Raw genomic sequence first — 11,917 nt, forward strand, 5'->3', positions numbered from 1 at the left:
CCTGGACACCGCCTCGCGCCGTCCCTAGCCTGGAGTAAACGATGAACACAGTCAGCAGTCCGTTCTATACCGAGGAGCACGAAGCCTACCGCGACACGCTGCGCGCCTTCGTCGGCAAGGAACTGGAACCCCACGCGGCGCAATGGGACGAGGAAGGCACCTTTCCACGCGAGTTGTACCGCAAAGCCGCCGGGGTCGGACTGTTCGCGGCGGGCTATCCGGAGCAGTACGGCGGTCTGGATCTGGACTTGTTCTACATGCTGATCAACGCGCAGGAACTGGCCCGGGCCGGCGTCGGCGGCCTGCACGCCAGCCTCATGAGCCACCACATAGGCCTGCCGCCGATCATCCGCGCCGGCCTTCCGGCATTAAAGGACAAATGGGTACCGGCGGTGATCCGCGGCGACAAGATCAGCGCGCTGGCGATTACCGAACCCGGCGGCGGTTCGGACGTGGCGGCACTGACCACCACCGCTCGCCGCGACGGCGATCACTATGTCGTCAACGGCAGCAAGACCTTCATTACCTCGGGGATGCGCGCCGACATTTATACCGTGGCGGTGCGCACTGGCGAACCCGGCCACAAGGGTATTTCCCTACTCGCCATCGAGCGCGACACCCCCGGATTCACACGCACTCAGCTGGAGAAAAAAATGGGCTGGTGGTGTTCCGACACCGCCACTCTGTATTTCGATAACTGCCGGGTACCGGTGGAAAACCTTCTCGGCGAGGAGAACCAGGGTTCCAAACTGATCATGCGGAATTTCAACAGCGAACGGCTGTTCATGGCCGCCGCCTGCACCGCCTACGCGAGGGTTTGTCTGGAGGAAATGATTGAGTATGGCCAGCAGAGGAAAACTTTCGGCAAGGCCTTGATGGAACACCAGGTGATTCGTCACAAGGTGGCGGACATGGCCATGCGCATCAACGCCACCCAGGCCTATCTGGAACAACTGACCTGGCGGGTGCAGAACGGTCAGAACCCGGTGGCGGACGTCTGCCTGCTGAAAAATCAGGCCACCCAGACGATGGAACACTGCGCCCGCGAAGCGGTGCAAACCCTCGGCGGCGCCGGTTATCTGCGCGGCTGCAAATCGGAACGAATCTACCGGGAGGTCCGCGTCAACGCCATCGGCGGCGGCGCCGAGGAAATCATGCGCGACCTCGCGGTAAGGCAAATGGGACTGTAGTGATGAGCAAAAGACTATGAGCAAAACAATCCGCATCGGCGGCGCTTCCGGCTACTGGGGCGACACCGCCATTGGCCCCATGCAACTGATTCGCCAGGGACAAGTGGACTACCTGATCTTCGACTATCTGGCGGAAATCACCATGTCGATCCTGGCCAAGGCCCAGTCCCGCGATCCCGCCCTGGGCTACGCCACCGATTTCATTGAACGGGTCATGGCGCCTCTGCTGCCGGAGATCCATCGCCAGGGCATCAAGGTCATCGCCAACGCCGGCGGCGTGAACCTGACCGCTTGCCGGCAGGCTCTGGAGAAGGTGGCCGCCGATGCCGGCCTCACTCTGCGCATCGGCACCGTGGAAGGCGACAACCTGCTCCCTCAGGCCGAGGCGGTGCGTGCCCTGGGCCCCACCGAACTGGACACCGGCGCTTCCCTGCCCGCCAAGCTGATGAGCATGAACGCTTACCTGGGCGCCTTCCCGGTTGCCGCCGCCCTCGACGCCGGCGCCGACATCGTGCTCACCGGGCGCTGCGTGGACAGCGCTCTGGCGGTGGGCCCGCTGATCCATGAATTCGGCTGGCAGCCGGACCAGTATGACCGGCTCGCCGCCGGCGCCCTGGTGGGTCATGTGATCGAGTGCGGCGCCCAGGCCACCGGTGGCAACTATAGTGACTGGCCGGATACCGTGGACAGCTGGGACGACACCGGCTTCCCCATCGCCGAGGTCTCCGCCAACGGGGCTTTCGTGCTGACCAAACCCCGCGACACCGGCGGTGCCGTCACCCCGTTCACCGCCGGCGAGCAAATGCTCTATGAAATCGGCGACCCCGGCGCCTATATGCTGCCGGACGTGATCGCGGATTTCCGCCAGGTAACCCTGGAACAGGACGGCCCGGACCGGGTCCGTATCGAAGGCGCCCGGGGTCATGCCCCCACCGACACCTACAAAGTCAGCGCCACCTACGCCGACGGCTTTGGTTGCGTCGGCACCTTCGTGATCGCCGGACGCGACGCCGCCACCAAGGCCCGCCGCCAAGGAGAGGCGGTGCTGAAGAAAGTCCGGCGCCTGCTGGAACAGTCGAACCTCGGCGACTTCAGTAAAACCGCGCTGCAACTGGTTGGCGCGGAAAGCAGCTACGGCGATCATGCCAGCGACAGTGCCCGGCGGGTGCGGGAAGTGGTACTGCGCCTGGGCGTGCACCATCCACGCCGGGAAGGGGTGGAGCTGTTCTCCAAGGAATTCGTCGGCGCCGGCCTGTCCATGGCGCCAGGCATCACCGGCTTAAGCCCCGGCCGGCCACGCCCCACGCCTATCGTGCGGTTGTTCTCGTTTCTGATCGACAAGGAGCGGGTGCCGGTGCGGGTGGCGGTGGACGGAGAACCGGTACCGCTGGCATTGGCGGCGGCGGCGGGCGGCCGATGGCCAGCCGGTCCGATCCGGCGCCGGCACTGGAAGATAGCGGGATCAAGGTCCCCCTGTACCGCTTGGCCGTGGCGCGTAGTGGTGATAAAGGCGACCACGCCAATATCGGCGTCATCGCCCGGCGACCGGAGTATCTGCCGGCATTGCGCGCCGCGCTCACCGAAGAGCGGGTCGCCGAATGTTTCTCCCATACCGTCAAAGGCAAGGTGGAGCGCTTCGATCTGCCCGGCAGCCACGCCATGAACTTTCTGTTGCGTCACGCGCTGGACGGTGGCGGCGTCGCCTCCCTGCACCTGGATGCCCAGGCCAAGACCTATGCCCAGGTACTGCTGGATATGGACATCCCGGTGCCCGAAGGGCTGCTGCCCGACAGCTGAGAGGCCGTGCCGGCACGCCATTCGCCGCCAACGCCGCCTCCCACGGAAAGCGCCACGAAGCCGCTGTGTGAGACGGCCTTGGCAGGGAAAAGGTCCCGGGATCAAACTTACGCCGGATTTGCTGGCGGGCCAGCTTCCCACAGGGAGCCACGACACCGTCGTGGGAAACCGCCTCAGGCCGGCCGCGGGCCCAGCAGAATGATGCCGGCGCCGGCCAGACACACACCGCCACCGATCAGATCCCAGCGATCCGGCGCGCGCTGCTCCACCACCCACAGCCATAGCAACGACGTCACGATATAGACACCGCCATAGGCGGCGTAGGCCCGTCCGGCGTAGTCCGCCTCCACCAAACTCAGCAACCAGGCAAACGCGGCCAGACTGAGCATCCCCGGCACCAGCCAGAGCACCGAACGGTCCAGCCGCCACCAGGCCCAGAACGAGAAACACCCGGCGATTTCCGCCAACGCCGCCAGTAAATACAGCACCGGTGTCACGGCGACGCCTCGACCGCCTCGCACAACGCTTCCAGGGTGGCCTGCAGCCCCTGGCAAACACCGGCTTCCGGCGCCACCATCAGCAGCCAGGACAACATCGATACCGGTTGGTCCGTCGGCGGCGCCCCCTGGGTCAGATCCGCCAACTGGTTCAATAGCAGACGCTCCGCCTCCAGTTCCGCTTCCTGGATCTGCCGTTTCAGTTCCCACGCCCAACTCTCGGCGGCGGCCCGGCGCCGTACCTCCCGCAGCGGCCGCAGATAATCCTTCTCCATGGTCTCCGCCCGCGCCAGCAAGCGCCGGCCCAGAGCCGCGTCCGCCGGGCTGGGGCGGCGGCTCAGCCACAGTGCCGCCAGCACCGCCGCCACCGGTACCTGATACTCATCCTGCAGGCGCAGGCACTGGCGTTCCACATCCGCTCGTCGCCACAAACGCAGCGCGAAAGTCCAAAGCGTGTCTTCGCTCATCGGCAGTCCTTCAGTTGCGCGCGGCCATACCCTACACTGCGCCGGTTTCCACCCCATTATCGTTGAGTCAAGAGCCTGTGTATGATCTTTAGGCCGCCGCGCCGGAGCTCATTTTTTTGTCAGGTCGTGATTCCGATTGTGCGGTGTGGTCCTTCCACATAAACAAGCGTAATCGCGGCCTGGCGGACTCTTCACCTGAAGAAAGTGAGCCCGGCCCTTCGGGTTGCGCAGGAAAAGACGCCATGCTGCGTTGTGGTCTTTGCCCTTGGCCCGCCAAGGCCTTCAGCCCACGCCTTGCCTGGCGTCTTTTCCTGCGGCAACGCGGTGGCGTAAAGATCATACACAGGCTCTTATACCATGTTGTCCCTGGAACACATCAACCTGCGCCGTGGCGCTAGTCTGCTGCTGGAAGACGCCAACTTCACTCTGCATCAGGGTCAGAGAGTCGGATTGGTGGGCAAGAACGGCAGCGGCAAGAGCTCCCTGTTCAAGTTGATCAGTGGCGAGCTGGATACCGATGCCGGGCAATTATTCCGCCCCGCCGACTGGCGCCTGGCGATGATGGCCCAGGAGGTCCCGGCTCTGCCGCAGCCGGCCATCGACTACGTTCTGGACGGTCATCAGGAACTGCGCGCGGCAGAACGGGAACTGGCCCGGGCCCAGGATAACGACGACAGCGACGCCATGGCCCACGCCCATGCCCGCCTGGACACCCTGCGTGCCTGGGAACAACCGGCCCGCGCCGCCACCCTGTTGGCCGGTCTCGGCTTCAACGAAGCGCAACAGCAACAGCCGGTCAGCGCTTTCTCCGGTGGCTGGCGCATGCGTCTGAATCTGGCCCAGGTGCTGCTCGCCAACGCCGATCTGGTACTGCTGGATGAGCCCACCAACCATTTGGATCTGGACGCCATCCTCTGGTTGCAGCAGTGGCTGGTTCAGCAGCCCGGCGCCTTGATGGTGATTTCCCACGACCGCGCGTTTCTCGACGCCACCGTCGACGAGATCCTGCATATCGACCAGGGGCGGCTCAAACGCTATACCGGCACCTATTCGGACTTCGAACGGCAACGGGCGGAGCAACTCTCGCAACAGCAGAAGCTGTATGAGAAGCAGCAAACCCAGATCGCTCATTTGCAGAAGTTCGTGGACCGGTTCAAGGCCAAGGCGTCCAAGGCCAAGCAGGCACAGAGCCGGGTAAAAGCGCTGGAGAAACTGGAGCGCATCGCTCCGGCCCATGTGGATTCCGCGTTCCGTTTTTCATTCCACACGCCCAAGCGGCTGCCGGATCCGATGATCGACCTGGAAGGGGTCGGCTGCGGCTACCACGGCCAGCCGGTGCTCACCAACGTCACCCTGAATCTGCGCCCGGAATCCCGGCTTGGTCTGCTCGGTCAGAACGGCGCCGGCAAGTCCACCCTGATCCGCACCCTGGTGGGCGAACTGCCGGCCATCGGCGGACATCTCCTGCACGGCCCGGATCTGGTGATCGGCTACTTCCACCAGCAGCAGGTGGATCGTCTCGACGCCAAGGACACCCCCTACCAGTTACTCAACCGGGAGTACCCGCAATGGAGCGAGCAGCAGATTCGCAATGAGCTGGGTGGCTTCGGCTTTCATGGCGACGACGTGTTCGCCCCGATCGGCCGCTTTTCCGGCGGCGAGAAGGCGCGCCTGGCGCTGTCACTGATCGTGCAGCAGCAACCTTCGCTGTTGTTGCTCGATGAGCCGGCCAACCACCTGGATCTGGACATGCGCGAAGCGCTGACCATGGCGCTGCAGGATTTCGCCGGCGCCGTGGTCCTGGTTTCCCACGACCGCCATCTGCTGGAAACCACCGTGGACGAATTTCTACTGGTGGCGGACGGCGGTGTGCGCCCCTTCGATGGCGACCTGGACGACTATGCGCGCTGGCTGCAGCAGACCCGCCGCGAGCAGCAGGCGGAAGCGAAAGCGGACGAGAGCCGCGCACCGCTGCGCGATGACGCCAAACAGCGTCGCCAGGACGCGGCCCGCCGCCGCGAGCAGCTACGGCCATTGAAGAAAACCGTGGAGAAATGCGAGCAGCGTCTGGAGTTGGCCGGCCGGGAGTTAGCCGGGGTGGAGATGCTGCTGGGCGACGAGGGCCTGTACACCGACAGCACGCGCAAGCAGGAGCTGGCCGATCTGCTCACCCGCCAGGGACAACTGCGTAACGACAAGGAACAACAGGAAATGGCGCTGCTGGAGGCGATGGAAGCCTTGGAAGAGGCGGAAAAGGCAGTGAATAGTTAACAAGGAACAGTGACTGGGGAGCGCTCTGGAACCGCCGGCTTACATACCGATTCGCTGCCAAGGCAACTGCCCACGAAAGAAACAACGAAGCCGCTGTGGGAAGCTTGCTTGCAAGCGAATGGGCTCTCCCCTAAAAAGATTCGCTTGCAAGCAAGCTTCCCACGGCGGCTTCGGAGCACACTCCGTGGGAGGCCGCGGCCTTCCTGTATCAGGGCTTCACCGAGCAGGGCCAACCAGGCATCCTCATTCCCTCCGGAGGACAGGGTCCACAGCCAGCGCCCCTCCGAATCGAGCGCTTCCAGCGCGGTCAGCACACGGCCAGGTCCCGGACGGCGCAGACGCCATATCGACGCCACTCGCCCCATATCGAGACTGATCAGGGTGCCGTTATGGGCCAGATGACATTGCCCCTGCTGCCAACGTGGCGGCGACCAAGGCGCGCTCAAACACAATTTGACCCCCCGATTACCGGTGCACACCGTCAGCGGCATGGCGCGGTCGGCGGCAAGAGACAACACTGACGGCACCGTCTCGCTACGTATCGGACAGGCAAATTTGTCCCGCACCGCCTGATACAACACCTGCCGGCGATCCCCCACCTGGCGCAGTAATTCCTCGAACGCGTCCTCGTCGCTTTGCGACCAGCGTCGCTCCCAATCCATAAGCGAGCCCGCCGGGCGGTGCGTCGCCCGCACGGCGAGCGGATAGCCCAGTTGCTGTTGATCCGGATGCAGCATGGCACAGACCAGTTCCTCGAAGGCCAGGCCACCGCTTTCCGGCGCAACCGCCATTTGCTGTACCGGTTCGCCGTAGTCATCGAAAAACAGCAGGCTGCGTGCCGGCAGATCCGCCACCGGTGCCAATATCGCCAGCACCGAGCGCCATTGGCGAACGTCCAATTCCTGACGCATGCGGCACTGCTCACCCCGGCAGTCCAGCCCGGGGCTGGAGCCGGTCAGAGCCGGATAGCGTATTGATTGGGAGACCCGGCCGCCGCTGGCAAAAGTGGTTACCACCAGGGAACCGAGCCGATAGAGTCCTTTGAGAATCGCCATGGGCTCTTCCTGGAGCCTCAGTACGCGATCACCCAGGGCGGCGCGACAATGTCGCAGGGTCGCCGACTGGGCAGTGCCGCCTATGGCCATTACCGTCACGATCCTACCTCCAAGGTACGCGAAGAAATTAGGGTGTGGGCAGCTGGCGGCGGCTGGCTTTCCACAGTCAGGGAGAACTGTCGGGGCCACGAGCGTGGCCGGCATTCTGGTTGGTCGGAACCAGGCTACTTGGTCAGAATCAAGCGGTCGTTGGCGGTGCGCCGTAACAGGTAACGCTCGCCGCCGTGCTCGATCCAGAGTTTGCCATCGGCGTTGAGCAAGGCACGGCTGGCGACGCTGTCTTCCTGTACGGCGATGCGTCGGCCACTGCGAGTGGCGATCGTCACCGGTTTCTTCCATTGCGACATGGCGGGCTCCTGTTCGCTCATCCTTAACTGAGAATGATTATCATCACAGGTCGGCGGTGCCGTCAACCTTTGTTTACAAGAAATCCGACCCTGATCATCTCGCCGCGCCGTTCGATCCTGGTTACACTCAAAATCATGATGACATCGATAGCCGCTTCCGCCATTCGTACGCCGCAAGAAAAACTGGCTGCCATCCTCGACAGCCACCAACCCCGCCGCCTGCTTACCGTCAGCCTCAACCCGGTTCCCGTCGCCGAGCACTGGTGCGATGACCATGGCTGTGAGTTGATCCGCATAGAGGAGCAAAACCCGTTCGATGCCCTGGAGCACATCGACCGGGTGGACATGGCGATCGTCGCCGATCAACTGGAGTACATGAGCCAACGCGACGGCGAATCCTTGATCGGCCTGCTGCGCAACCTGCACACGGACTCCCTGGTGGCGGTCTACCAACCGCACCTGGCACCGGAGAAACTGCGCTGGCCCAACAACGGCTTCCTCGCTCTGGGTTGCCGGGAGGAAGGTCACTTCGCGCAGGATCAGAGGGAACTGCTGCTCTACAGCTACGATCTCGATTCGTACAATTTCAAACGCGCCTGGAATAATCCGCGCTTCTGGGCCAATCCGGAGAACTGGGGCAAGTATTGGTGGTGAGGTAACATCGCGGTCCACGGACCCTTGCTGTCCCACAATTCGCTGGCACGCTGACACGCAACACGCCGGCACGCCAAACCCAAGGCCCGCTTGCCGGCCTTGGGAACGTGAATTCAGAAGAACCCCGTCATGCCGGACTTGATCCGGCATCTCCCTCTACGAAGCCATGCGCCCTACAGAGGGGAGCCCGGGTCACACAACGGTGCTTAGAGCACCGTTTGGACGCCCTTGAGGGCGCCCCAAAGGGTGCTTTCAAAGCGTGTAAGCGTGTTGCGTGTAAGCGGGTCGCCCCAAAACCATGGGACACCAGTGGCTCATGAGCCGCGATTGATTCCTGGCCTAGCCAAGACCGCGCGCCTCAAGTAAGGTGACGCGCGACCCGTCCAGACATGCAGACCAATGATCTTCGAACGCCTCAAGGAAGCCCTTTATTTCTGGCGACGCCACCTTGCCGCCCTGTTTCTGATCAGTGCCCCTTTCGCCTTGCTCGGTGAAGCCGCGCAGTGGGCGATGGGCCCGCTTCTGATGTTCGACGGGGATCAACTGACCGGCATCAATCTGAGCGTGGGCCTGGTCATGCTGCTGATCCGGCCGCTGGCGGAAGGCGCGCTGATCATGCAGCTGGCGTCGATACATCAGGGCCGCGCCCAGGGTGTGATCGCTTGCACTCTGCCCGCGCTGATGCTGTACCCGGCGCTGCTGCTGACCTATTTTCTGATCGGTATCGGCGTCACCCTTGGCTGGATGCTGCTGTTCTTCCCGGCACTTTGGGTTTATACCCGCCTGTGCTTCGCCCCTTTCCGGGTCGTACTCCACCGGCAGTCACCGATCGCCGCCTTGCGCGGTGCTTTTCAGTACAGTGGCCCGTGCCAGTGGCAACTGCTGGCCGCCATCGCCCTCACCGGGCTGATCATGTTCGGCCTGATCGGCCTGACCAATACTCTGTTCACCAGCCTGCTGGGTGAGAACGCCGGGGTTGGTCTGGTGGTCAACGTTCTGGCTTCCCTGATCACCACCCTGATCAACGTGGTGGTATTCCGATTCTGGCTCCTGAACGATCCCGGCACCGAACAGAACTGACCGTCAGCGGCCCCGCGGCACCCAGCGCAGGGCCCGGAATCCCTGGTTCACCAGGGCCTCCCGTTTCAATACTCGCCGAACCCGCTCGCGGGTCAGTTCGGCGATGGTGGGCCAACGCTCGTCACCCGTGGGTTCGCTGCCCTGCACCAGGACAAAGCGGCGCCGGCTGCGCTGATCCCGGTTCAATTCCAATACCGCCTGCCCGGTGGTGCCGCTGCCGGCAAAGAAATCCAGCACCAGGTCCCTGGGGCCGGTGGCGATCTCCAGCAAAAAGCGAATCAAGCGGGTGGGCTTGGGATAGGAGAACGGCGCCTGACCGCCGAACAACGCCTGCAACTCCTGGGTCCCTGAGCGGGCGGTACCGTACCGGTGCCCATCCAGCCAGGTCACGGGGACCTCGCCGAAAGGTGCCTTCTCGCGCAGAAACACTTTCAATTGCGGCCGCCCGCGTCCACGTCGTCCGAACAGGATGCGCCCCTGTCCATTCAGTTCATTGAAGCGTTCCTCGCCAGTGCGCCAACAACGCCCCTCGGGCGGCCAGAAGGTCTCACCCGTGTTCGGGTTGGTGATCGCGTAGGTCAGCCCCGGGCGACGGTTGGGCGCGTCGAAGGGATCCAGCTTCCAGGGGCCGCGCGGGTCATCATCCGGATTGCTGTAACGGTCATCGATCAACGGGCCGGGACGCACAGCGAACCCCGGCAAACGATCCCAGATATCCTGATTGCCAGCGGTCAGACGGCGCTGCTGACGGCGCCGCACCCGGGCGTAGGCCAACACGTATTCATGCTGCACACTGAGGTCGGTGTCGTTTTGCCGTGAGGTGCGCGACTGCCAGGGAAAAGTGGCGACGAAATTGTCCGGGCCGAAGATCTCGTCAAGAATCAGACGCAGAGTATGCACTTCATGATCGTCGATGCTGACGAACAATACCCCGTCATCGCGCAACAGCTCCCGCGCCAGCAGCAAACGCGGGTACATCATGTTCAGCCAGCGGGCATGCAGGCGGCCACTGTCACCGTTTTCGCCGGCGTCACCGGCCACCGCCAGATAAGTGGCCACGGAATGGCGATAATTGTCCGGATACAGAAACCCCCGGCCGGTATTATAGGGCGGGTCGATGTAGATCATTTTCACCTGGCCGCGCAGTTCCGGCTGAAGATGATGCAGCACCGCCAGGTTGTCGCCCTCGATGATACGGTGAGGGGCCGCCCCGGTGGCCAGCGGCGGCCTCCCAAGGCGTTCCAGGTGGCCACGGGGCACCCGGGTCAACTCGGCAAGCATGGCTTCCTTGCCCGGCCAGTACAGGCCGAAACCGCCATTGTCACGGGGGTCGTTAAGGGAAAACCCTGTTTGCGAATTTGCAAAATCATTCTTGGCGGAAGGTCTATAACAAAAATCGAGAACAGCAGCCCCATCCATATCCATAAATGCCCGCTTCGCTCTTTAAATACCGATTTTTTCCACGGCCCTCCGTGGAGTTACCGTAGCACGAGGCAGAGCATTTTGGTTTGCATAAACGCAATATGGAAATAAATTAGAGCGACCCGTAAGTCATCGCCTTGCAATTCAACAAATGTGACATACCTCACTTTGCTCAACTGCAAATGTCGCTCTTTGCGATGTTGCAATTATGTCATTGCGCCCCGAACGACGACCTATGAAACTTTCATCATGGATATCGGGGCCTTACTCAAGGAACGGCGTGAGCGCCGCAAAGAAACTCTGGAAGAGGTGGCGTTTCGCGCGGACACCGACCCGGGCAATTTGTCCCGTATCGAACGCAACCGTCAGGACCTTTCCGTCAATCGCCTGATCAAATTGTGCGAAGCCCTGGAAATCAGCCTTTCCGAGTTCTTCGCGGAGCTGGAGAAGCGTGCCGGCGGTAATCGGCTCAGTGATCCCGCCGCGGCTTTCGACAAGGAAACCCGCCGGTTGCTGAAGACGCTCAACACGGTCCCGCCGACCCGGCGCCGCCTGATTCTGGAAGTCACCGAAACCATCGTCAAAAGCGGCCGGCTGGCCTGAGCATGTTGCACCTTGCGCAATGGCAAGAGCATCTTTCCTATTATTGCGTAATTGCAAATGCGCTCTTTTGCGTTTTTGCAAATAGACCATGGCGGGCAAAAGAGCGCTTACCGACACTTATTCCATGGACACGGACATCGGCGGCATCTTGAAAAGGCGGCGGCTAAGCCGCAACGAAACTCTCGAGGACGTGGCGTTCCGGGCGGACACCGACGCGGGCAATTTGTCCCGCATCGAGCGCAACAAGCAGGAGCTCACGGTACAACGGCTGGGGCGGCTTTGTGATGCCTTGGAAATGACGCTGGCGGATTTCTTTCAAGAACTGGAAGGACGCGCCTTGAGCGACCCGGCCGCCGCTTTCGACAAACCTACCCGGGAACTACTGTCGGTAGTCAGCGAAATGAATCCCGCCGGCCGCGCTCAATTGGTGGAAGTGGCTCAGGCAATGGCCCGGTATTCAGTGTCGGCCCGCCG

At 62.7% G+C, this 11,917-nt stretch carries 12 protein-coding genes and 1 pseudogene; 8 read left to right on the forward strand and 5 right to left on the reverse strand.

Going from position 1 to position 11,917, the window contains the following annotated elements:
- Positions 1 to 41: 41 nt before the first annotated feature.
- The 3 genes and pseudogenes from A6D6_RS15635 to A6D6_RS22220 all read left to right on the forward strand — a co-directional run bounded on the left by A6D6_RS15635 (position 42) and on the right by A6D6_RS22220 (position 2,987).
- Positions 42 to 1,190, forward strand: a complete 1,149-nt coding sequence (locus A6D6_RS15635; protein WP_133492225.1) for an acyl-CoA dehydrogenase family protein — start codon at positions 42 to 44, stop codon at positions 1,188 to 1,190.
- A 79-nt stretch (positions 1,191 to 1,269) separates the two neighbouring features.
- Positions 1,270 to 2,496: pseudogene (locus A6D6_RS15640) on the forward strand (acyclic terpene utilization AtuA family protein); the annotation flags it as partial.
- Positions 2,497 to 2,606: 110 nt separating this feature from the next.
- Positions 2,607 to 2,987, forward strand: a complete 381-nt coding sequence (locus tag A6D6_RS22220; protein ID WP_439647240.1) for an AtuA-related protein — start codon at positions 2,607 to 2,609, stop codon at positions 2,985 to 2,987.
- A 173-nt stretch (positions 2,988 to 3,160) separates the two neighbouring features.
- Here the strand turns inward: A6D6_RS22220 and A6D6_RS15645 are convergent, their stop codons facing one another.
- A complete protein-coding gene (locus tag A6D6_RS15645) occupies positions 3,161 to 3,484 on the reverse strand; it encodes a YnfA family protein (RefSeq protein WP_159661209.1) in 324 nt (107 codons plus the stop codon).
- A complete protein-coding gene (locus A6D6_RS22095; RefSeq protein WP_159661210.1) occupies positions 3,481 to 3,951 on the reverse strand; it encodes a TIGR02444 family protein in 471 nt (156 codons plus the stop codon). Before A6D6_RS22095 ends, A6D6_RS15645 begins: the two co-directional genes overlap by 4 nt.
- 357 nt (positions 3,952 to 4,308) lie before the next feature.
- Between A6D6_RS22095 and A6D6_RS15655 the strand changes: the two genes are divergently transcribed.
- Complete coding sequence (locus A6D6_RS15655) at positions 4,309 to 6,222, forward strand: ATP-binding cassette domain-containing protein (RefSeq protein WP_133492229.1); 1,914 nt, start codon at positions 4,309 to 4,311, stop codon at positions 6,220 to 6,222.
- On the opposite strand, the gene A6D6_RS15660 is transcribed toward A6D6_RS15655, so the two are convergent.
- On the reverse strand, positions 6,219 to 7,376 hold the full coding sequence (locus A6D6_RS15660) for a ChuX/HutX family heme-like substrate-binding protein (RefSeq protein WP_236564125.1): 1,158 nt from the start codon (positions 7,374 to 7,376) through the stop codon (positions 6,219 to 6,221). The genes A6D6_RS15655 and A6D6_RS15660 overlap by 4 nt on opposite strands.
- 125 nt (positions 7,377 to 7,501) lie before the next feature.
- Complete coding sequence (hemP, locus tag A6D6_RS15665; protein ID WP_014992841.1) at positions 7,502 to 7,684, reverse strand: hemin uptake protein HemP; 183 nt, start codon at positions 7,682 to 7,684, stop codon at positions 7,502 to 7,504.
- Positions 7,685 to 7,819: 135 nt separating this feature from the next.
- Here hemP and A6D6_RS15670 point away from each other — a divergent pair, with 135 nt between their 5' ends.
- Together A6D6_RS15670 and A6D6_RS15675 are read left to right on the forward strand one after the other, a co-directional pair.
- Positions 7,820 to 8,338: a DUF6231 family protein gene (locus A6D6_RS15670; protein ID WP_133492230.1), complete on the forward strand. Its 519-nt coding sequence runs from the start codon at positions 7,820 to 7,822 to the stop codon at positions 8,336 to 8,338.
- 399 nt (positions 8,339 to 8,737) lie between these two features.
- Positions 8,738 to 9,418, forward strand: coding sequence for a hypothetical protein (locus A6D6_RS15675; RefSeq protein ID WP_159661211.1), 681 nt, complete (start codon positions 8,738 to 8,740; stop codon positions 9,416 to 9,418).
- Positions 9,419 to 9,421: 3 nt separating this feature from the next.
- On the opposite strand, the gene A6D6_RS15680 is transcribed toward A6D6_RS15675, so the two are convergent.
- Positions 9,422 to 10,699 carry a site-specific DNA-methyltransferase gene (locus tag A6D6_RS15680; RefSeq protein WP_159661212.1) on the reverse strand — a complete coding sequence of 426 codons (1,278 nt, stop codon included), beginning with the start codon at positions 10,697 to 10,699 and terminating at the stop codon, positions 9,422 to 9,424.
- 390 nt (positions 10,700 to 11,089) lie between these two features.
- Between A6D6_RS15680 and A6D6_RS15685 the strand changes: the two genes are divergently transcribed.
- Both A6D6_RS15685 and A6D6_RS15690 read left to right on the forward strand, forming a co-directional pair.
- Positions 11,090 to 11,443, forward strand: a complete 354-nt coding sequence (locus tag A6D6_RS15685; protein ID WP_159661213.1) for a helix-turn-helix domain-containing protein — start codon at positions 11,090 to 11,092, stop codon at positions 11,441 to 11,443.
- 88 nt (positions 11,444 to 11,531) lie between these two features.
- On the forward strand, positions 11,532 to 11,917 hold a 386-nt coding region (locus A6D6_RS15690; RefSeq protein WP_236564126.1), incomplete at its 3' end, for a helix-turn-helix domain-containing protein.

Origin of the sequence: Alcanivorax xiamenensis, assembly GCF_009846745.1 — a bacterium.
Taxonomy (GTDB): domain Bacteria; phylum Pseudomonadota; class Gammaproteobacteria; order Pseudomonadales; family Alcanivoracaceae; genus Alloalcanivorax; species Alloalcanivorax xiamenensis.

Excerpts from the sequence above, each read along its gene's own strand:
- hemP (WP_014992841.1), bottom strand. The coding sequence starts at position 7,684 with ATGTCGCAATGGAAGAAACCGGTGACGATCGCCACTCGCAGTGGCCGA.
- A6D6_RS15670 (WP_133492230.1), top strand. The coding sequence starts at position 7,820 with ATGATGACATCGATAGCCGCTTCCGCCATTCGTACGCCGCAAGAAAAA.
- A6D6_RS22220 (WP_439647240.1), top strand. The coding sequence starts at position 2,607 with ATGGCCAGCCGGTCCGATCCGGCGCCGGCACTGGAAGATAGCGGGATC.
- A6D6_RS15680 (WP_159661212.1), bottom strand. The coding sequence starts at position 10,699 with ATGCTTGCCGAGTTGACCCGGGTGCCCCGTGGCCACCTGGAACGCCTT.
- A6D6_RS15675 (WP_159661211.1), top strand. The coding sequence starts at position 8,738 with ATGATCTTCGAACGCCTCAAGGAAGCCCTTTATTTCTGGCGACGCCAC.
- A6D6_RS15655 (WP_133492229.1), top strand. The coding sequence starts at position 4,309 with ATGTTGTCCCTGGAACACATCAACCTGCGCCGTGGCGCTAGTCTGCTG.
- A6D6_RS15685 (WP_159661213.1), top strand. The coding sequence starts at position 11,090 with ATGGATATCGGGGCCTTACTCAAGGAACGGCGTGAGCGCCGCAAAGAA.
- A6D6_RS15635 (WP_133492225.1), top strand. The coding sequence starts at position 42 with ATGAACACAGTCAGCAGTCCGTTCTATACCGAGGAGCACGAAGCCTAC.
- A6D6_RS22095 (WP_159661210.1), bottom strand. The coding sequence starts at position 3,951 with ATGAGCGAAGACACGCTTTGGACTTTCGCGCTGCGTTTGTGGCGACGA.